Origin of the sequence: Photobacterium damselae, from assembly GCF_003026815.1 — a bacterium.
Lineage (GTDB): Bacteria > Pseudomonadota > Gammaproteobacteria > Enterobacterales > Vibrionaceae > Photobacterium > Photobacterium damselae.
On sequence record NZ_PYOG01000040.1, the window covers coordinates 1 to 20,998 of the forward strand.

The following is a 20,998-nucleotide window of genomic DNA, read 5'->3' on the forward strand; positions in this document are numbered from 1 at the left end:
TTAAGTTTAGAGAAGAAATTAAAACCATTTTAAAAGACTACAGAACAGTATTATCACTTTTTCTTCTCGCTACATTCATGACAGCAAATATGTTTTTCTTTATCAATGGATTAAAGTACACCTCAGCCATATCAGGAAGCATTTTTGGAATTTTAGCTATGCCATTAGGCATTATCTTTGCTTCAATCTTTTACCCTGATGAACGAAAAATTGTTACTAATAGACGATTTGCCTATGGCGCTATTATTGCTTTTTTAGGCTCTTTAGTTTTTGTTCTAAATAGTCACTACAGTAATGGTAACGAAATCATCTATACTGGATATATCTATCTAACATGCGCTATTACTATTCAATCCATACAAAATCTTATTGTTAAAAAATTAGCATTAAATCTACCAGCTATTGTAATCAGTGCATCAACGGCTACTTTATCAGGAATAATATTCTTAGCTATTGCCATCTATACAGATACATTTAGTAACCTTAAAGAAGTCCCATTTACCCTTATCACAGGTCTTATATTTGCAGGTATCTATGGGATGCTCACTGGGATGCTTATGGCTTTTTATATACTCAAGAAACAAGGTGTTGCAATATTCAATATGACTCAACTACTTATTCCTATCTCTACAGGAATAATTGGATATATGACACTTGGAGAAACAATATCTACCATGCAAATGATTGGCGGTATTATCGTTATATGTGGCTGTATTCTAGCAAGTAGACGAGAGCATACTAAGAAAGTAGTATCCGATACATTATCAACATCAAAACTATGATTGGCCGAATAGTAATTTATTCGATCTTACCTCTACTCTACTTCGATGATCCTATCTCTGACTCTACGCATTAAGGTTATGTGTAAAGCAGTAAGAAAGTATCGTTCTTTTTCACCTGGTTCCCATTCAAATGGAACTCGACCATCAATCACGTCATGGCAATTAGAACAGCAATCTATTGCCCATATATCGTCACTCTTATAGGCCATACCATGTGTAGAACTTGGCAAATGAGCTAGAACAACAGTATCAGGATTAAAATTACAAACACCAAGGATCTGTATTGAGCACTGCTGACCTTTCGATGCATTGCGCAGTTTATTGTTTCGTAAAGCAGAAAACTTGATCACAACAAATGCTATTCCCGAATGAAAATAAATTATAATACTCCAAAGCTATAGTATGGATTAGACAATTCATATCAATGTAACAATATTATTACAAAAATAGTGACTAAAAAAACATACATAGCACCTTAAAAACAAAGATTGTATGCGATATAATGCGTATTGTTTTAATTGGATATTATAGTGAATTCAATTCTTCGATATTTAAGTATTTCAATCATTTTTTCGATTGGTTATGCGTTTTGGTCAGCTATCGGGCCTATTATATTTAAAACCAAGTGGTTTTTATCTTGGTGTGATTTTTACCTTAATTTAGCCTCATGGCTCCAATGCATGATTTTATTTTTATCAGGATTTATCATAAATAAAATATTATCATGGTCTGGGGATTATGATATAAATCATGAAAATCAGGGCTATTTAGAAAGACTTAAATACCCTCCAATTAGATATGCAATAGCATTCAGTTTAATTTCATCAATATATTATTCAGATATATATCCATATGTTTATTTTGACTATCAATTACTATTTTTAGTATTGGGTCTTATTTTTTTGTTTCTACATGATTTTATATCAACATGTAATAAAAAAACAGATAATCTATTATTTACATTAGATGAAAGTCCAATTAGATCATCTAGTGAGGACTTATATAATAGAGAACACATTGTAAATAAAATATTAAAAAGAATAAAATCAAATAATTATAATTATTTAAAAGGACAAACGATTGTTGGAGATTATGGGAGTGGAAAGACATCTTTACTAAACCTAATTGAAGAGCGTATTGATAAAAAAGACAATATTATAATTTGTAAATTTGATAGTTGGGGAAGAATTACGGATGCTCAACAAGGTCAGAAATTAATATTAGAGAAAATAATTGAAGATATTGGTAAGTATACTGGTGTATCAGATATTAAATCAGTTCCTAAAGATTATCTAAATTCGTTAAGTGGCATTGATTCACGGTTGAAAGGTATTATTGACATAATCAATGCAACAAGCCTAGATACAGAAAAACAATTAAATAAAATTGATAACACTCTTAAGGCAATAAACAAGAAATTGCTCGTTTTTATAGAGGATATGGATAGAAATAATAATAGTGAAGAATTAGCAAATGATATTAGTCCATTACTGGATCGATTAGTTTGTGTTCCTCATATTACTTTTATATTTACTATTGGATATGATACTCATATTTCATCAATAATTAATAGAATAACAAATTATCGTGAAGATCTAGTTACAGATGATAGCTCAACAGAAAAATTACTTACGAAATTTAGAGAATTATCGATAAATTGTATAAAAGAAAAAAAATTAATCTAGATCATATATATGAGTCTGAAATTCTGAAACCACAATATTCTTATAAAGAAGTATATAATGCGATAATGTTTTATACTAAGAATCCAAGAATAGCAAAATACTATTTAAGGGACATATATGAATCATGGTCTGGTAATCTATCTGGCGAAGTAGATTTTGATGATCTATTCATAATAATATTATTAAAGCATTGTGAACCAAGCGCTTATGACTATTTGATTAAAAATATAAGAAAATTAAACATCAAAGATAAAACTGAAATAGACAACAACTTTAAAGATAATACAGAGTTTTTTAAAAATATGGATATGGCAAGCTCTTTAATCATTTACATATTAAATAACAACAATGAATTCTGCATTAACCGGCCACAATCTATAGCTAGTTGTGATAATGGTGACAAAAAAGAAAAATATTTAAACCTAATTATTAATAATTATATTCCAGATGGCTATGATAAAGAAAAACCTTTTATTAAAAAATTTTCATACTTGAAAGATGAAATGTCAACAAGCAATATTATTAATAACTATGATAAGTTATATGCCAAATACTCATCATTATTTACATTAAAACAAAGTGATTTATTAGCTAGAAGTATTACTTGTCTTTGTAGTAATGATATTTATAGTATCGCTATATTTTCATATCTTTGCTATATAAATAAAGAAAATGGTAAAAATTCAGAATTTATCCTCCCAGTTGAACCCATCATAGAAATATTAAAATTAAACCGTCAACAAATTGAAATTGATTGTTTTGCACAGATATTGAGATTATTATTCTCTATTGCAAAGTATTATGATTTATATATATATAAATTTCTATCAATATATTTAACTGATTTAATATCACCAAAATTAAGGGATGAACTTTTATATAAAACTCAGAAAATAATAAAGGAGGAAATAGACAAAAACAACTTAAACTTAAAAGAAAATAAACATATTGAGAGTATCATAGAAATATCAAAATCATTAGAAAACAGAGAATTACAAGAAATAATTTATAATAAATTAATTGATGGGGAATTATCAAATAAAAAGATATCTTTCATAAAATTTTTCATTAAGAATTCTAAAAATATTAATGAATTTTTAGATAAAGAAAACAGATTAAAAGAATTAGAACAGTCAATTTCAGAATATAAGTACGATAAAAGTGACGATAAAATATCATCTGAAATATCTTATATTAAAAATAAATTGTCTTATGTTAAAAATGGATTTTCTTATGTTGAGAACAATAAATTCTATATTGAAAATGAGACATAAAAAATATATTTAATAATTCATAAGTCTTGTATTTTTCTTTATGCAAGACTTATATTACATATATCCTAATAATCGCTTCACAGCTATTTCAGTCAGTATCCTGTTATCAAAATATCCATTCAGAATATGATTCCACAACACATTAAATGATGAGTTATATAACTCATTAAATTCAACATCATCCATCTTTGCAAAGCTGATACTCTTAGCCTCTCTTCGTGTTGTACCATTTGGTAGAACAACTACATCATAGAAACCAGATTCAATAATTACCCACTTACGATAAGCTTCAAAAGACTTCTCTATCTCCAGTTGAGCCCTATGTTCTGATAAATGTTCAAGGTAACCACTGGCTATGTCTTGTAAGGTCTGTAGCTCTCCTCCATATTGAGCCAACATCTTCACAAAGCGCATCAATAAACCGCGTTCTGCTGGCGATACTGTACCTCCTTTAGGCTCCCAATAATCAAAGCCAAGGTTCAGTAGCGCAAAGTATTTTCGATGAAACATAGGATTACGGATAGTTTTAAAATCGCATTCAATGACAGTTCCCACTCGTTTCTTTTCAATGATCGCTTTATCATCGTCAGTAAGCGGAACAAGAGTTCCCCCCAGAGTTTTAACTAATGCAATCTTGGCCATCAACCTAGCTCCATATCTTTAGCTTGCATGCCTTGCAATTTGAACTCTCGTTTTTTTACGATTTCAGCAACAATTGTCTTAAATACGTGAACTTCAACAGTGTAATGTTTATCCTTATACTTCACTGAATGCACTATATGTTCCGTTCGCTCTCCATGTTGCTCAATAGCCAGAACTGCTGCAATGCGTTCTTCGAATGTTGACGCTCCAACAATGCGGACTTCTCGATTCATTTCACACATCCTTTTTATGTAACCATTCATATTCGAGCCAATGAATCGCAATGGTTGTAGTTGGTTGAAGTTGATGAACGAATATCTTAATCCCAAAGCATTCTGCATACTCAAGGGCCCGTTGGATAAACACTCCTCGTAAACCAAACTGTTCCCATGACTTCAAAGTTTGACCACTAGCAGAGCAAAAGATCCCAAATTCTCGTCGTGCTTGAACTGTTGTTTTCGTGTTCTTGTCATGTAGAACAATCAAACGCAATAATGAGTGGTACCCATTTAATGCTAGTTGACGTTTCATTTCTTGAATTTCGCTATTTGAAAACTTAGCCATGGATCATCTCTCCTCTAGCAGCAACTCGCGCAAATACAGATCCTTTTTTAAACGAGCTGGGAGAAACAGAAACTGAATTTCGTTTAATATCAATATCAGTTACAACACTTTGGCGTGGTAATTGAGGTAAATCGCGAAGAAACCCATCTCTTTCAAGAGACTGATATTTGATAAGTAATTTTTTAAACCTCGATAAAGCTTCATATTCAGTTAGCAGATGACGAGTTGGCCAACTAAGCTCATTTCGTGTGAGCTTTTCAGCTAGTGACAACGCAGGCTCATTGCAAAGCATTCGTTTAAATGCATCTTCCCAACTATCAAGATCTTGACACCAGGAGATAAACTTACCTACAGATGGAAAAAAATCAGACTCCTGTTGTCTCGCTCGGGCTAATCCTCTTCGAACTTGTTCCATGGTAGTTATCTCATTTTCTATCATTCCCTTGGCAAAATTGGCTCTTGTTGCCCTAAATTCCTCACTGGTTCTCAAATGATTACGCCAAGCTGGAAATATGGCACAAAGATCTTTGAAAATTGCATTAATGTTTTGCATAGCAAACTCATCGATATGTTTAGCATATTGCGCAACGTATACAGGTCTATGCTTAGTATTTACTGCAATCTTTTCAGTTAGTTCTACGATATTATCCACGATATACTCTCCCAGTTTTGAACTACCAAATACCTAGGTCTTGGCCCCAAGTCGTATCATCAAAATCGGCAAGTGATACAGGCCGATCACCTGGATGAAGATTTGCCACTTTCGCTGATTGCAGATATCCAGCAAACTTACCAGGCTGAAAGAGTGTGCAAGGTCTCAGATACTGAGACATCTTGGCATCACTCCCCCACTCGATTTTCTTATGAGCAATGACTTGGCATAAATCCTCCAAGGTGTAGCCATCAGAAATCCGGCCATTGATATAATTCAAATTAGATTTACAGCACTGGAATTTTGAACCAGTGGCTTCGTTCAGGAAGGCAATAACTGTCTTTGCAATTTCCAAGTTTGTGGATTTAGTACTAGCCTTGTCGTGCTTGCTCGACAAAGAGTCTTTTAGATCTGTTGATCGTATATGGTTCGGATCTGTTATAGATTGAGTCGGCTCGCCCATTCCAGGCATTGGGCTATCCTGCCCACTGAGTTTAACGACTTCGCCCGAAGGTTTGGGATCTTCTTTTATTTCCTTACTCGCCAGTGATAAAAGCTCTTTTATATCAATAAAATAATGTGTTGTTGGTACTCCATTAGCCTTCTTAAGCTTCGTGTGAATGGCATTACCAAAGTTAGTCGTTAAGTATTTAACAGAACGCTTAACTTGATCGCGGCTCAGTTCCAATTCACCGCCTAATTCCACTTGAGACTTATAAAACCAACCATCAGTCCGACTCGATTTGTTAGACCAAAATACAAGTTGAGCTAAGACAGCTGCATGGTTATAGCTGCCAGAACACATACGAACAAACAGACGAGGAATAGATAAGTTAGCTCCTTGGCCAAGAAGCTCAAATAACAACTTGTGCATTACACATCCTCCATAGATTTGTTTGTTTGCTGTCTTGCAAATAACAAAGCATTTTCATGCGTTGGTTCAGTCCCTAACATCAGTAATGACTTTGCAGTTGAAATACTCATACCACGGCGTTTAGCTGCGACACGAGCGACAATATTAATAATGTTTTCGGCTTCGTTAAGATCTGGTGTAAGAACATTAATGCTTTTCATAATTCTCTCATCCATTCAGGAATTGTCACACCGATACGGGTTAGCTCATGCTTAATCTCTGCAGCAATCACAGGATCATTAATCATCATCTCCCGTACACTAGAAATGGCTAATGTATAAAGAAATTGAGCTTCATTAGTTCCAACGGAACGGGAAACTGAATCAATGACCGCCCTATCTGATTCAGTGAATCGAACTTTAATTTGTTCATCACGGATCAAATTTAGAGGCAAACCTCTCTTGCCTATTCTTCGACGCTCATTGATATCATTAAGCAACTTTTCTTCGAACGGGTTTAGTGGTGTCATTGGTAGTTACCTTTTTTGTCGTTTTGAGGTTGAGGTGAAGGGACTTCCCATCACGTCCATAAAAGTTAGGATTGTACGTATATGGAATGTCATGGCTAAGATGGCATAACAAGGCGATTCGCTCAGGAGTTCTTTTTCTCCAATGGGATGCTCTTTCAACTTGGAATGCTTTAGCTATAGCAGTCTCTGAACCATATACATCTAATAGAATGTCATAAAGTTTGCACGTCATAGATCCTCCTACATGATATGTAATGTTAATTACTATATATTGTAAAGTAAATGACGAAACAAAAATAATTTAATTTTATGCCATTATTAGTAATAAAAATTGCACAGAAGATGGTTATGACACTAGGTGATAGGATTAAAGAAAGACGACAAGCACTAGAGTTAACTCAGGAAGAACTTGCTCAGAAGGTTGCTAAGATTGTAACTGATATGAAATTTAGCCGGGTGTCTCTATCTAATATTGAATTAGGAGTTCAAAATAGCGTAAAGGATAAAGTCTTACTTGCTTTATCGAATTTCTTAAAGTGTACTCCTGAATGGCTTGTTTACGGTACAGGTCCGATTAGCTCAGATAAGAAGAGTGATTCGGTTTCTAATGTCCAAGTCGAGTCGGCTTTAACTCAGCAATGCCCGCTAATTTCATGGGTTCAAGCTGGTGCATTTACTGAAATTAGAGAATATCCAGAATCAGATTATCAGTATTACCCAAGCCCTGTTAAATGTGGAAGTAGAACATTTATTCTACGTGTTCATGGTGACTCAATGATGGATCGCTTCCATGAAGGCGATTTAATTTATGTTGACCCAGATCAGATAGAACCAATTCATGGCAAGTTTGTGATCGCTCAGTTAGAGGATTCTGCAGAAGCGACCTTTAAACAGTTACAAATAGTTGATGGACAAAAGCTTCTGAAGGCTTTAAATCCTAACTATCCTGCGGACATGAAATATATCAAAATAAGTGGTGCCTGCCGCTTAGTTGGTACCGTTGTTGCCCACGTTAAACCAATTTAATTACCTCTCTCGATAAAGGCTCCTTCAATTAAAGATGAAGGAGTCCTCTGCTCATATCCAATAATGTCCTCCCATAGATTCAGAAATTAATCTTACATGCCCACCAATAACAACGCTTACAATAGTCATGATTATTACAAAATATCCCAGACAAATCACACTTGAAATAAAAATTACGAAATTTAATTGACAAGAAGAAGTAATTAATCCTACATTAATTGCATGCGCTGTTATGCCTTTTACGCAATTGATCATGCTCTTTAACAATCTGGATTTTGGTGTTTTAGTCTTGCGCCTCGTTCTAATGGCGCTTCGCTACTCTAGCTGTGTGACTCTGAGTAGTAATAATTAGAACTAGCGTACTAAAGCGGCAGTACGTCAAAAACAATTAAGAGGAAAGAATATTTAACAAAATCACAGGAGAATTGCTGATGAAAAACATACTAAATCAAGTTCCTGAATATGAAAGAAAAGATTTAGAAACCTTTTTAAATAACGGACAAAAATTGATTCTTAGTAATCGTCAATGGTGCAACCTAACAATTTCAGATTTCACAACTTTTTATTTTGAAAGCCATGAAGGAAAACTCGCTGACGCTTTAGTGAAATTCCTTCTAAACGCTAACTGTGAATCGAATAATACTCTTCTGTCTGTTCTAGGCTACCAAGAATTTGCTAAAGATGTCTTATTTGATTTCTTAGAAGCTAATCAGCAAAACATCATCATTGAATTCAATTCACAACGTCAGAACGCAACAGACGAAATACAGCTTGCTGCTGCTGGCTATTAACACACCACATATTCATAAAACGTTCTTACGAGAGCGCTTTGAGAATCTACTGATTAGAGGTACCGATCGATGTTAAACAACCAAGCGACTACCTTTGAGCAGCAATACCCTCTTGTTGCTCAACGAGGACTAGACCAATCAACATGGGGAGCTCTACAAAATAGCGTATTCCCAGGCGCTAAAGAAGAATCCATCTTAATGGCCGTTGATTATTGTTTGTCTCGTCAACTCGATATTCTTCTTAAACCAGTTCACCTTGTACCGATGAGTGTGAAAACACCTCATAAAGATCACCATGGAAAAGATATATATGAATATCGAGATGTCGTCATGCCTGGTATTGGTCTTTATCGAATACAAGCAGATAGAAGTGGTACATATGCAGGTGCAGATGAGCCTGAGTTTGGTCCAATCATAACAATGCAATTAGGTGACGATAAAAGCGTTATGGATTATCAATTTCCAGAATGGTGTAAATACACTGTTTATAAGTTGATTGGCGATCGCATTGTTACCTTTAGCGCTAAAGAATACTGGATAGAAAACTACGCAACAGCCAGTAAATACACATCGACACCTAACGCGATGTGGAAAAAACGTCCTTATGCTCAATTAGCAAAATGTGCAGAGGCACAAGCACTTCGAAAAGCCTGGCCTGATATTGGCCAGGCACCAACAGCTGAAGAAATGGAAGGTAAAGACTTTACCTCTATAGAAAAAGATATCACACCACAAAAGCAACCAGCTCCACAAATTACCTTTTATCCTACTGAAATGTTTGATGCCAACCTTTCAAATTGGCGTAACGCTATTCAGTCAGGAAAACGAACTGCGGAGCAAATTATTTCTCTAGTAGAAAGCAAAGGGGCTTTAACTGAGGGGCAAAAATCTGTGATTTACAAATGTGAACTCAATGAGGATGAATAATGAAAATCGTTAATGTAAAGCAAGGAACTCAAGCTTGGCTTGAACTAAGAAAGTCCAAGTTCACAGCCAGCGAAGCGCCTGCGGCTATGGGCGAATCTAAATATCAAAGCCGTGACGCCTTACTGAAGATGAAAGCTACAGGTGAAACACCAGAGGTTAACAGCTATCAGGAAAATATTTTTGCAAAAGGACACGCAGCAGAAGAGGCTGCTCGTCCGCTAGTTGAAAATATCATTGGCGATGAGTTATTCCCTGCGACAGCGATCAGTGATGAATATGACTGGATGTTAGCAAGCTTTGACGGCATTACCATCATGGAAGATGTGGTATTTGAGCATAAATTGTTTAACCATAACTTACATGAGCATGTGCTAAACAATGATCTTGAACCACAGTACTACTGGCAGTTAGAGCAACAGCTTTTGGTCTCTGGTGCCAAAAAAGCTATTTTTGTTTGTTCAGATGGTACAAGTGATAACTTTGCCTCTTGTGACTACTATTCTCAACCAGAACGTCGCGAACAGTTAATTGCTGGTTGGCTACAGTTTCAAAAAGATCTAGCCAGCTACAACAGCAAACCAGAGGCTGAAAAGGTCGAAGCTGAACCAATGCGAGACTTACCGGCTATCTGCTACAAGATGGATGGGCTAACTCTTAGCTCTAACCTTGACGCATTTAAGCAAGCTGCTACTGAGTTAGTTGAAAAATCAAAATTACCTATCGAGACAGATCAAGACTTTGCTAACGCTGAACAGATGGTGAAAACGTTTAAAACGGCAGAAGACAAGATCAAAGCTTTATCAGAACAAGTGCTTGGTGAAGTACAAAGCATTGATAGTTTTGTAAAAGATTTAAAATTCATCGGAGAGCAGATCCGCCAAGCACGACTCGCGACTGATAAGCAAGTTAAAAACCGCAAAGACGAAATCCGCAAAAAAATACTTGCGACAGCAAACAAAAAGATTCAGCAACACACCCTACAGCTTGAACAGCAAATTAAGGCGTCATTACCAGCTCCAACCATATCTGTGCTCAACGCAATGAAGGGCAAGAAAACAATTCAGTCTCTTCAAGAAGCAGCAGACACAGCAGTTTCTCAAGTGATAGTTGAATTAGACTTGCAGGCCAATAAAGCAAGAAAGAATCTAATTTGTTTGAATCAGAATGCTAAATATAAATTTTTATTTAGTGATTGGAATTCACTTTGCTTTAAAGAGAATGATGATTTTGATGCACTAATCACCTCTCGTATAGCCAAACATAAAGAAGCAGAGAAGCAACGCTTGGAGCAAGAACGTCTTGGCATACAGCAAGAAGAGTCACAGCCTATTGTCCATAAGACTTTAGGAGCAGAATCAACTGAACCATCACCATCAAATTCTAGCTTTAAACTGAATGCTGAAACAACTGCGGCTCTCTCAGGGAAGTTTGTTGTAGCCAACAATATTGCATCGAAGACATTGATGGTTCAATTAACTGCAAAAGAAGCCAATTACCTACGTCAACGAGATGCCATCTTAACGGCGTTAGAAAATGCAGGGGTCGATAATTGGGTTGGTTATAGCAACGCCATCGCTACCCTGAAATCAGCCCAAAATGTCGCATAAAAAAGGAACAACTCATGACTGCTAAATTAAAAGGTTATACACCCAAGCAACGAAGTCTCGCCTACGTCATTCGTCACAAAATACTATTGAGATATCCCTGGGCTTACGATGTAACGCAAGCGAACCGACTCAAAGCAGAAATTGAACGAATAACCTCTCCGATGTTCTTCATTAAGTACCAACATCAACTAAACCATGGTTCCATCGCTGAGTCACTCTCCCAATATAATGACGAAAATCACGCCAGAAGAGCTTCTTTTGTACTTCAATGAGCCACCCTATTTAAATAGTGACCCAGACAATAACTATTAGGTCCCTGCTAACACTACTTGTAATACTATATTCTGTTGTATGGGCCTAAGTAACTATCATAAAAATCATTTACGGTACGTTAATTGTGAATGATAAATAGATATTAGGTAATAACCAATGAACACAACAATTTATCATGTAGAACCCAACAAATGGGTTGATGAAAAACTCATTACAGCGCTAACAGGCTTAGCGACTCGACAAATAAAAGAATACCGTTCAATGGCATGGGTTGAAGGTAAACATTATAAAAAAGCCAGTCCGTCAGGCGCTACAGGTCGAAACGCTAAGATCATGTATAACCGAATTGAAATTGATAAATTCTTTGAAAACACTAAACGAGTAGCATGAGTATGTATCCAGAAGGTATTGAAGTTCGTGGTAAATCGATCCGTATAACATTCTATTTTAAAGGAAAACGCTGCCGCGAAACGCTGACTGGATGGGATGTTACACCAAGTAATATTAAAAAAGCTGGCCGCCTTCGTGCGGTCATAGTTTCAGAGATCGCTTGTGGTAAATTTAATTACCTTGAGCGCTTTCCTAATTCTAAAAATACACTTCAAATATCAGTGCAAAACCCACATGTCGATTGCAGCTTAAATGATTTTATTGAGCACTTTCTATTAATTAAATCCGTAGAATTAACCGAGAGTAGCATTATTAGAACTCGTTCAGGTCTGAAAACATGTGCTAAGTTACTTGGAGGAGAGCGGCTCATTAGTAATATTACACATGCTGATATCATGTCAATGCGCCTAAAGTTACTCAACGGTAGTAACTTCTCCCCTTCACCAATTAGACGTACAAGTAATGGTAGATCCGTCAAAACGGTAAATACTTACCTAACGATATGCTCTAGCCTTTTTAAATATGCTTATCGAACAGAAGCAATACACACCAATCCATTTGATGGCGTTAGCCGATTACGCACAGTAAAAACGCCGCCAAACCCACTAGAACATGACGAATTTATACGACTAATTAACCATCCATCAATTCGCGAACAAGATGTAAACCTATGGACAGTAGCAGTATATACAGGACTTCGTCACGGAGAACTCAGCGCTCTTGCATGGGAAGATATTGATCTAGTCAAACGAACTATCACAGTTAAGCGTACAGCCACACAGCAGAAACGCTTTCGAGTTCCTAAAACTGAATCAGGTGAAAGAACAATCAACCTATTAGCTCCTGCGTATGAGGCATTAGTACGACAAAAAGCTTGTACCTTTTTATATCCATCAATAGCAGTGGAAGTTGAATCAAGACAAAAAAGAAATCATATCCAGGAACAATGCACTTGGGTATTTAGAATGACAAGTTACTCAGCTGAAGCAAAGGGCAACATATCAACTAAAGTCATCAGTAATATGTGGAGAAAGTGTACAAAATTAGCAGGAATAGCATACAGGAACCCATATCAAACACGACATACTTATGCATGTTGGTTGTTAAATAGCGGAGCAAATCCTGCTTTTATTGCCTCTCAAATGGGACATTCAGACATGTCCATGGTTATCTCTGTTTATGGTGCCTGGATGCCAAGTAACAACGAATCAGAGATAGCCAAAATAGAACGGCAGTTAAACTGCATCGCCCCATCTGCGCCCCATCAGAAAAAGACAACCTAATTTTTTGTTTTTGAATTATTAAGTTAAAAAAAACAGGGATTTCATCATTTATGAATAGCGTTCTAATCAGCTACGTTCTAAAATACTCACAAATATTAAATGGGGATTAAAGTCATGACTCAAGACGTTCAAGAATATCAAACTTGTGAAGCGTGCGGCGTTTCAGCTGAAATGGGCTTTATCATCAAAGAAAATGATGATGTAGCAGACGTTACTATCTTTGCTAATGGTAAAGCGGCTCTTGAAGCTGAATTAGCTAACTACCTAGCACTAGCTAAAGAAGTAAATGAAAACTTCAAGTTTGAAGTTAGTCCAATTGAAGAAAATAGCACTGAGCTTACAGCTCGCATCCAATTTGAATGTAGTGCAGAAAAACTAATCTTTGAATTGCGTAGTCGCTCAATCGCAAAATAAGATCTCTTCTGGCCTCTCCTTCCTCGAGAGGCCAATGACATATCCTCTCAATTATTCCTTTCAATTCTTGTTACACTTTTTTAGAAATAAATCACTATATAACTAGAATAATATGGTAAATAACCATAATATATGAAACACGTTGTTTAAGTGAGACAAGGATTGATCATGCAACAGAATAAAGCTCGTGTTATCTCAAACTGGAAGCCAACAAATCAGCGAGAAGCTGCAGCAATGAAAGAGTTGCTTATGCAAGAAATGGGCGTTACTGAACGAGTACACCCAGGCGGTACCGGGAAACTCGCGCAAAATAATGGAAGGTTGATTCGATAAATATCTGCACTATGGGAAGATAAAGATATCCCAAAAGTTCAGAAAAAATACTTTAGTTTACAAAATCGATAATGATTTAAATTAAAAACCAACCTATTTAATTGGTTGGTTTTTTAATTTAGAAATGAGCCAAATAAGAAAATACTCTAATATGCAGTCTCACCAACAAATCCTTTAAACACCGTCATAAATATAATTTTCAGATCTAAGAATAAACTCCAAGACTGTATATAGCGGATATCGTAATGCACACGCATTTCCATTTTATCTAAAGTATCTGTTTCACCTCGATAACCATTAACTTGAGCAAGTCCTGTGATACCAGGTTTTACTTTGTGACGAATCATATAGTTATCAACTAAAACACGATACTCTTCATTATGAGCAACAGCATGAGGTCGAGGACCTACAATTGACATTGAACCTTGGAGCACATTAAAAAATTGTGGAAGTTCATCTAGTGACGTACGCCGGATAAATGCGCCAAATTTGGTAACTCGAGGATCGTTCTTGGTAGCTTGAGTAACAACTGCATCATTCTCCATCACTTTCATAGAGCGGAATTTCCATACTTTTATGCATTTACCCCCTAAACCATATCGATCTTGTTTAAACAAAATCGGGCCTGGAGAGCTCAGCTTAACACCAATAGCAACTGCGATAAGTACTGGAGAAATCATTAACGTAATCAAACCACCAATAATAATATCTTCTATACGTTTAATGACATCACCCAATCCATCGAGAGGAGATGCAAACACACTCAATGTTTGGACACCATCAATTTCTCGGATCTGATTAATTGCATTATTATAGGTATATAAATCTGGAACAATATATGTCTCAACAGTTGTATCCGATAACAACCTTAAAAAATATTGAATTCGATCTCGAGCAACCATGGGCAAAGCAACATAAACTTCGTCAATATCACCTTGCTTTGCTTTTTGTAATAAAGTGTCAACTTTTCCCTTAAAAGAAGCTTTCGTCATATAGCCAAAACGAGACTCATCACGATCGTCATAATACTCAATAGTAAAATTTTGACCTTTTAATTCCTTTCTTAGAGCTGCTTCAACCGCAATACCACCGCTAGTCAAACCAATAATAGCGATCTTTTTTACCGCCATCTTTTTCCAACATGATTGGATAACAAAAATAACAGTAGTTCGAAATAGTAAAAGAAAAGTTAAGGATAAAGCGAACCAACCATGAACCATCAGTTGACGTAAATTCGAGTACTCCATACCTTCAAGAGACATTAACTGGTTACGGAGAATTAGCCATGCAACCGTAGTTAAAACAAAAGTTAATGTACATTTTATGAGGCTTTTCGATATATTTAATCTGACATTTTTCTTGTAGAGAGAACAATACTCTCCAATCAATATAAATATAACAGAAAATAAGAAACCTGCTGCAAAGTCAACTACAGTTTCATTTTTTACTTGTCCCTGAATTAAGAGAGATAACACTAAGTTAATGATGATAAAGTCACATGCTTTTAATAATATATTGTACCCATCATCGACTATCATTAGAGATTGTCTTTTCATTGTCAAATACACACCCTACGGTTAGATCGCGCAACCATTCTTGATATTTATAGTAACTATTCTTTTATTAAACAAATATATTATTTCTAGTTAATTATAATGTTATTACCATCATTAAATGTCAAAAAATTGTCACCAAATAAATAAAGTCAAAATTTATGATAAATAACCACCAAGACATTCACCAAGAGCATGCTTTCATATGAATAGATCTGATTTTGATTATATCTATCTTTTCTTATGCATATAATTCAAAGCCAATCATCATACAATATTAATTTGTTTGAACTTTTATCACTACAATTGGTCATAACTACCAGTATTAAGTTCATATAATTGCAGATAAATTAATATGTTAAACAATAGATTCCAGAAAATTAACAATTATTTAAAATCACAAGTTATTGGCCAACCAGAGCTTGTTGAACAGCTTCTTATCGCTTTACTTGCCGATGGGCATATTCTTGTTGAAGGTCCTCCAGGCCTAGCTAAAACGCGAGCGGTAAAAGTGTTATCAGATTGTATTGAAGGGAAATTTCATCGTATCCAATTCACACCAGACTTGCTCCCTGCTGATTTAACTGGCACAGATATCTTCCGCCCAGAAACAGGGGAATTTAGTTTTCAAGCAGGTCCTATCTTTAACTCATTAATCCTAGCTGATGAGATAAACCGAGCTCCGGCCAAAGTTCAGGCAGCAATGCTTGAAGCCATGGCTGAGAAACAAATTACTGCAGGCCGTAAAACCTACCCTCTTCCAGAGCTATTTCTGGTAATGGCAACACAAAACCCTATAGAACAAGAAGGTACCTACCCATTACCGGAAGCTCAGCTTGATCGCTTTTTACTGCAACTAATGGTCGACTACCCCAATGCAGATAGTGAATTAGAAATATTACGTCTAAATCGTGGTGAAGCTCTAGGTAATAAAGTAGCCGAAGCGGTCACCATTAGCCAAGAAGAGATTTTTGAAGCGCGTAAGCAAGTACTTACCATTCATATGGCTGAAGATGTTGAGCAATATATCATCCGAATCGTCATGGCGACTCGTCAACCAGAAAAATACAGTGGTACTTTAGCTAGTTGGTTACAAATGGGGGTTAGTCCTCGTGCGACTTTGGCGCTTGATCGTTGCGCTCGAGCACACGCCTGGCTGCAAGGTCGTGATTTTGTAACGCCTGAAGATGTACAAACGATGGCATTCCCTGTACTTCGTCACCGCTTATTACTCAGCTACGAGGCACAAGCTGAAGGTATTGCTAGTGATCGTGTGATTGAGCACTTACTTGAGCAGGTTGCAAGTGTATGAATCAAACAGCAATGAGCGCTTTATTACCCGCTCATAGTGATGGTGTAACACTCTGTTTAGCTGAACTTCTGCAATATAAAAACCAAACTGTGCGTTGGTTGCCCCCTGCACACAGTATTTGGTCACAGCTAAACGGACAACATGTTAGCCGCCATAAAGGGCGAGGAATGAACTTTGCCGAAGTACGTCCTTACCAACCAGGCGACGATATTCGCTCTATCGACTGGCGGGTAACTGCGCGTACAGGTAAAGCACATACAAAACTGTTTACTGAAGAACGTGAACAACCAGTGATGATGCTTATTGATCTGAGTTCTAACATGCAATTTGGTTCTCAATTGTTACTAAAGTCAGTACAGGCGGCTCATTTTAGCAGTTTAATCAGTTGGTTAACTATCACTGAAAAAGACCGAATTGGAGCTATTATCTATAATGGTCACAGCTTAATTGAGTGCAAACCTACGGCTCGTCAACAAGGTCCACTTCGATTAATTAATGCGTTAATCGCTTCTCATAAAGAATCACTAGAACACATTCAAAAACCGAATCTAGTTTCATTTGCTGAAGCCTTAAAGCATCTCCATTACCTATGCCCAAAAGGTAGCGATATTATTGTCATCAGTGATTTCTATCATTTATACGATCAAGATAAGCAACGTTTAACCCAGCTACGCCATCATAATCGAATGCAATTTGTTCAGATTTATGACCCTTTAGAGCAAGGTCAGACACAGTATCGTGGTCGAGAATATGTAACCGATAATAAACGTTCCGCTTGGCTTGATTTTTCATCAAAAAAGACGCGTCAAGCAATTGAACAGAGTTATTATCAACATCAAGAGTTTATTGAACATTTGGCAAAATCGTTAGCTATTCCACTGCATAAACTATCGGCAGCAAAAACACTTACACATCAATTAACTCAAATGGGAGGCAGAAAGTGACAACAAAACCTGAACTACTGCCATTAGCTGATGTTCATGTACAAGCAGCACCTAGTTACTGGCCTCTTGCTTGGGGATGGTGGGGTGTCATTGTTGCAATTTTATGTCTTAGTGCTTTTATTGTTATAAGTACGCGACGCCATAAACAAAATAATTTAGCTAAAAATGAAGCGTCAAATAGACTAAAACAACTTAAGTCAACTCGGGACATCTCTGCTCTCAATGCCTTACTGAAGCAAGTTGCCTTGACCTATTTTCCAAGAGAAGAAGTAGCAAAGTTAACTGGAAAACAATGGATGACGTTTCTCGACTCATCGCTTGATGAAAAGAAACAAGGGTTTGTTGCTTTAGAAAAGCAGTGGCAATCAGGCCTTTTTTCTAATTCAAAAATGGATGATGAAACTTTTGATCGTTGCTATAAACAAGCACATTATTGGCTTAAAAAAGTATCATCTCAACCCGTAAAAAATAAAGAGTAATTAACCATGTTTGAATTTGCTTGGCTTTGGGCGTGGCTTTTACTTCCCCTAGCCTATTTGGTTTATCGTTTTAGTAAACCAGTAACTGAACCCGCTGCCATTCATCTACCTCTTTTGCCTGATAATATTGGTAGCTCGCAGCCTAAGAATCGACTTAAGCAAATACTTATGGCTCTGTTATGGGTATCTCTTGTATGTGCCCTTGCAAGACCTGTTTGGTATGGAGATCCTATTGAGATCAAACCCGATCACAGGGATATGATGCTTGCTGTTGACTTATCAGGTTCAATGGCAATCAAAGATATGCAAACTCAATCAGGCCAATCGATTGATCGTCTGACCGCCATCAAACATGTGCTATCAAACTTTATTGAAAAACGTAAAGGTGATCGTCTGGGATTAGTCCTATTTGGCGATCATGCCTATTTGCAAACGCCATTAACATTTGACCGCCATACTGTTGAACAGCAATTGGACAGAACCGTTTTGGGTCTTGTTGGACAAAGTACGGCTATTGGCGAAGGGCTAGGTATCGCAACCAAGACCTTTATAAAAAGCAAAGCTCCTCAACGTGTAATCATTTTATTAAGTGATGGTGCCAATACGGCAGGGGTTATAGATCCTCTAGAAGCAGCTAAATTAGCAAAAGAAAGTGGTGTAACCATTTACACTGTCGGCATTGGTGCTGATGAAATGTTACAACGTAGCATCTTTGGTGTTCAAAAAGTCAATCCATCGCAAGACCTTGATGAGAAAACACTGACTAAGATAGCCCAAATGACTGGGGGTAAGTACTTCCGAGCTCGTAATCCACAAGAGCTAGACAAAATTTATCAGATTATTAACCAATTAGAGCCAGTTAATAACGCACAACAGACATGGCGTCCAAGAGATGAACTTTTCCGTTATCCTCTTACTGTCGCACTCGTGTTATCTCTAATTATTGCAATACTAAGGAAACGTAATGGCTGATTTTACTTTTATCCACCCAATGTGGTTAATTGCAATCGTACCTTTGCTTTTACTTTTGCCTTGGCTAAAAAGTAAGTCGCAATCAAGTTCACTAATTGCTCCACATATCGCAGCAAAGCTTGGACTTAGCCAGCCACAACATAAAACATGGCCTCTATATCTATTAGGTCTTGCTTGGATCCTTGCTGTTATTGCTTTAGCTGGGCCAAGTTGGGAGAAAACCAAACTACCAGCCTACTCACTTTCAGGCGCTCGTGTACTTGTAATGGATATGTCCAAATCTATGTATGCAACCGATATTGCGCCTAATCGACTCACGCAAGCTCGATTTAAAGCATTAGATATGTTACCTGGTTGGAAAGAAGGAAGTACTGGCCTTATAACTTATGCAGGTGATGGCTATACCATAAGTCCACTTACTGATGATAGCAGTACTCTTGCTAACTTAATTCCAAGTTTATCACCTAAAATTATGCCGATTCCAGGAAGTAATGCTGCATCAGGTATTAGACAAGCTATTGATTTACTTAAACAAGCAGGAGATACCAACGGCGATATTATATTAATCACTGACGGTATGACAGAAAAAGAGTCACAAGAGTCTCTAGCAGAGTTGAAAAATACGCATTATCGAGTATCTATTCTTGCTGTAGGTACAGAGCAAGGCGCTCCAATTGAGATGCCTGACGGTCGACTATTAACTCAAAATGGTCAAACGGTAATAGCAAAAGTCAACCCTAACACCTTGTCAGCCATTACATCAAAAACTGGTGGGCTATTACAGTTTTCTCAAGCGGATAACCAAGGTGTCAATAATATTGTTAAGTTTACAGCAAAGCCTCGTAATCAACTTGAACAAGGTAAACAAAAAGAACTTGAAGAGCGACTAAATAATGGTTTTTGGTTGCTATTACCACTAATTTTACTTGCATTACTTGGTTTTAGACGAGGTATTGTACTTGCAGCGTTAATGGTCTTTATGCCCTTAGATTATGCTCATGCGAACCCTTGGAAAAATCAGGATCAACAGGGTTATGATAACTACCAGCAAGGACAATATACTGATGCAGTCAAAGACTTTTCATCACCAGCATGGAAAGGCATTGCTCAATATAAAGCAGGACAATTTCACCAAGCGATTAAGACATTAGAGCCATTAAAAGACACAACATCTCGCTATAACCTTGGCAATGCTTATGCCCAATCAGGCCAATATGAGAAAGCCATTAATACTTATGAAGAAGTACTAAAACAAGAGCCTACAAATACAGATGCTAAAAAGAATCTGGAAGTCGTAAAAAAAGCATTAGAAAACCAGCAAAACCAGCAAAACAAACAGGATCAGTCAAAAAAACAAGATAAGCAACAATCGCAGAATCAGCAGAATCAGCAGAATCAGCAGAATCAGCAGAATCAGCAGAATCAGCAGAATCAGCAGAATCAGCAGAATCAGCAGAATCAGCAGAATCAGCAGAATCAGCAGAATGATTCTCAAAAGAACCAACAAAAACAAGACTCTAATAAACAAAAAGAGAACAAAAAACAAAATTCTCAATCATCAGAGCAATCTCAGCAAGAAAAAGATAAACAGCAACAGCAACAGCAACAGCAACAGCAACAGCAACAGCAACAGCAACAGCAACAGCAACAGCAACAGCAACAGCAACAGCAACAGCAACAGCAACAGCAACAGCAACAGCAACAGCAACAGCA

General features: G+C 36.7%; 25 protein-coding genes. 16 read left to right on the top strand and 9 right to left on the bottom strand.

What is annotated here, in order from left to right; genetic code table 11:
- On the top strand, nucleotides 1-782 hold a 782-nt coding region (locus CTN07_RS20325), incomplete at its 5' end, for a DMT family transporter (RefSeq protein ID WP_107183750.1).
- A 32-nt stretch (nucleotides 783-814) separates the two neighbouring features.
- Here CTN07_RS20325 and CTN07_RS20330 read toward each other — a convergent pair.
- Nucleotides 815-1,132, bottom strand: a complete 318-nt coding sequence (locus CTN07_RS20330) for a nuclease domain-containing protein (RefSeq protein WP_080551779.1) — start codon at nucleotides 1,130-1,132, stop codon at nucleotides 815-817.
- Between the two features lie 180 nt (nucleotides 1,133-1,312).
- On the opposite strand from CTN07_RS20330, the gene CTN07_RS20335 reads away from it, so the two are divergent.
- Entirely contained in the window at nucleotides 1,313-2,467 is a 1,155-nt protein-coding gene (locus CTN07_RS20335) for a P-loop NTPase fold protein (protein WP_005305745.1), read from the top strand.
- 65 nt (nucleotides 2,468-2,532) lie between these two features.
- On the top strand, nucleotides 2,533-3,741 hold the full coding sequence (locus CTN07_RS20340) for a hypothetical protein (protein ID WP_146154896.1): 1,209 nt from the start codon (nucleotides 2,533-2,535) through the stop codon (nucleotides 3,739-3,741).
- A 54-nt stretch (nucleotides 3,742-3,795) separates the two neighbouring features.
- Here the strand turns inward: CTN07_RS20340 and CTN07_RS20345 are convergent, their stop codons facing one another.
- The 7 genes from CTN07_RS20345 to CTN07_RS20375 are packed head-to-tail and all read right to left on the bottom strand — an operon-like array spanning nucleotide 3,796 to nucleotide 6,981.
- Nucleotides 3,796-4,383, bottom strand: a complete 588-nt coding sequence (locus tag CTN07_RS20345) for a DUF1367 family protein (RefSeq protein WP_005305751.1) — start codon at nucleotides 4,381-4,383, stop codon at nucleotides 3,796-3,798.
- Nucleotides 4,383-4,616, bottom strand: coding sequence for a hypothetical protein (locus CTN07_RS20350; RefSeq protein WP_036765815.1), 234 nt, complete (start codon nucleotides 4,614-4,616; stop codon nucleotides 4,383-4,385). The genes CTN07_RS20345 and CTN07_RS20350 overlap by 1 nt, the downstream gene beginning before the upstream one ends.
- Before the next feature lies 1 nt (nucleotide 4,617).
- The gene (locus CTN07_RS20355) at nucleotides 4,618-4,947 is read right to left on the bottom strand and encodes a hypothetical protein (protein ID WP_036765816.1); all 330 of its coding nucleotides are present in this window, start codon (nucleotides 4,945-4,947) and stop codon (nucleotides 4,618-4,620) included.
- Nucleotides 4,940-5,599, bottom strand: coding sequence for a replication protein P (locus tag CTN07_RS20360; RefSeq protein ID WP_005305758.1), 660 nt, complete (start codon nucleotides 5,597-5,599; stop codon nucleotides 4,940-4,942). The genes CTN07_RS20355 and CTN07_RS20360 overlap by 8 nt, the downstream gene beginning before the upstream one ends.
- 22 nt (nucleotides 5,600-5,621) lie before the next feature.
- Nucleotides 5,622-6,473 (bottom strand): conserved phage C-terminal domain-containing protein, encoded by an 852-nt coding sequence (locus tag CTN07_RS20365; RefSeq protein ID WP_005305761.1) that lies wholly within the window; start codon nucleotides 6,471-6,473, stop codon nucleotides 5,622-5,624.
- Entirely contained in the window at nucleotides 6,473-6,673 is a 201-nt protein-coding gene (locus tag CTN07_RS20370; RefSeq protein WP_036765817.1) for a hypothetical protein, read from the bottom strand. The genes CTN07_RS20365 and CTN07_RS20370 overlap by 1 nt, the downstream gene beginning before the upstream one ends.
- Entirely contained in the window at nucleotides 6,670-6,981 is a 312-nt protein-coding gene (locus tag CTN07_RS20375; RefSeq protein ID WP_036765818.1) for a hypothetical protein, read from the bottom strand. The genes CTN07_RS20370 and CTN07_RS20375 overlap by 4 nt, the downstream gene beginning before the upstream one ends.
- 348 nt (nucleotides 6,982-7,329) lie before the next feature.
- On the opposite strand from CTN07_RS20375, the gene CTN07_RS20380 reads away from it, so the two are divergent.
- The 8 genes from CTN07_RS20380 to CTN07_RS22860 all read left to right on the top strand — a co-directional run bounded on the left by CTN07_RS20380 (nucleotide 7,330) and on the right by CTN07_RS22860 (nucleotide 14,025).
- A complete protein-coding gene (locus tag CTN07_RS20380) occupies nucleotides 7,330-8,007 on the top strand; it encodes a S24 family peptidase (RefSeq protein WP_036766059.1) in 678 nt (225 codons plus the stop codon).
- 431 nt (nucleotides 8,008-8,438) lie between these two features.
- The gene (locus CTN07_RS20385; protein ID WP_036765819.1) at nucleotides 8,439-8,798 is read left to right on the top strand and encodes a hypothetical protein; all 360 of its coding nucleotides are present in this window, start codon (nucleotides 8,439-8,441) and stop codon (nucleotides 8,796-8,798) included.
- Between the two features lie 69 nt (nucleotides 8,799-8,867).
- Nucleotides 8,868-9,725, top strand: coding sequence for a phage recombination protein Bet (gene bet, locus CTN07_RS20390; protein WP_005305770.1), 858 nt, complete (start codon nucleotides 8,868-8,870; stop codon nucleotides 9,723-9,725).
- Nucleotides 9,725-11,332: a lambda-exonuclease family protein gene (locus CTN07_RS20395; protein WP_005305774.1), complete on the top strand. Its 1,608-nt coding sequence runs from the start codon at nucleotides 9,725-9,727 to the stop codon at nucleotides 11,330-11,332. Before bet ends, CTN07_RS20395 begins: the two co-directional genes overlap by 1 nt.
- Before the next feature lie 429 nt (nucleotides 11,333-11,761).
- Nucleotides 11,762-11,995 (top strand): excisionase family protein, encoded by a 234-nt coding sequence (xisR, locus tag CTN07_RS20405; protein WP_036765821.1) that lies wholly within the window; start codon nucleotides 11,762-11,764, stop codon nucleotides 11,993-11,995.
- Nucleotides 11,992-13,278 (top strand): site-specific integrase, encoded by a 1,287-nt coding sequence (locus CTN07_RS20410; protein ID WP_005305777.1) that lies wholly within the window; start codon nucleotides 11,992-11,994, stop codon nucleotides 13,276-13,278. The genes xisR and CTN07_RS20410 overlap by 4 nt, the downstream gene beginning before the upstream one ends.
- 114 nt (nucleotides 13,279-13,392) lie before the next feature.
- A complete protein-coding gene (locus CTN07_RS20415) occupies nucleotides 13,393-13,692 on the top strand; it encodes a YfcZ/YiiS family protein (RefSeq protein WP_005305780.1) in 300 nt (99 codons plus the stop codon).
- A gap of 168 nt (nucleotides 13,693-13,860) precedes the next feature.
- A complete protein-coding gene (locus tag CTN07_RS22860; RefSeq protein WP_005305783.1) occupies nucleotides 13,861-14,025 on the top strand; it encodes a hypothetical protein in 165 nt (54 codons plus the stop codon).
- Nucleotides 14,026-14,171: 146 nt separating this feature from the next.
- Here CTN07_RS22860 and CTN07_RS20420 read toward each other — a convergent pair whose 3' ends face one another.
- A complete protein-coding gene (locus CTN07_RS20420; RefSeq protein WP_005305786.1) occupies nucleotides 14,172-15,581 on the bottom strand; it encodes an undecaprenyl-phosphate glucose phosphotransferase in 1,410 nt (469 codons plus the stop codon).
- Between the two features lie 352 nt (nucleotides 15,582-15,933).
- On the opposite strand from CTN07_RS20420, the gene CTN07_RS20425 reads away from it, so the two are divergent.
- The 5 genes from CTN07_RS20425 to CTN07_RS20445 all read left to right on the top strand — a co-directional run.
- A complete protein-coding gene (locus CTN07_RS20425) occupies nucleotides 15,934-16,890 on the top strand; it encodes an AAA family ATPase (RefSeq protein WP_005305788.1) in 957 nt (318 codons plus the stop codon).
- Nucleotides 16,887-17,834, top strand: coding sequence for a DUF58 domain-containing protein (locus CTN07_RS20430; RefSeq protein ID WP_005305791.1), 948 nt, complete (start codon nucleotides 16,887-16,889; stop codon nucleotides 17,832-17,834). Before CTN07_RS20425 ends, CTN07_RS20430 begins: the two co-directional genes overlap by 4 nt.
- Entirely contained in the window at nucleotides 17,831-18,313 is a 483-nt protein-coding gene (locus tag CTN07_RS20435) for a DUF4381 domain-containing protein (protein WP_036765823.1), read from the top strand. Before CTN07_RS20430 ends, CTN07_RS20435 begins: the two co-directional genes overlap by 4 nt.
- Before the next feature lie 6 nt (nucleotides 18,314-18,319).
- Nucleotides 18,320-19,285 (top strand): vWA domain-containing protein, encoded by a 966-nt coding sequence (locus CTN07_RS20440; RefSeq protein ID WP_005305794.1) that lies wholly within the window; start codon nucleotides 18,320-18,322, stop codon nucleotides 19,283-19,285.
- Nucleotides 19,278-20,998: vWA domain-containing protein (locus CTN07_RS20445; protein WP_107183751.1), on the top strand; the 1,721-nt coding region annotated here is incomplete at its 3' end. The genes CTN07_RS20440 and CTN07_RS20445, both read left to right, overlap by 8 nt.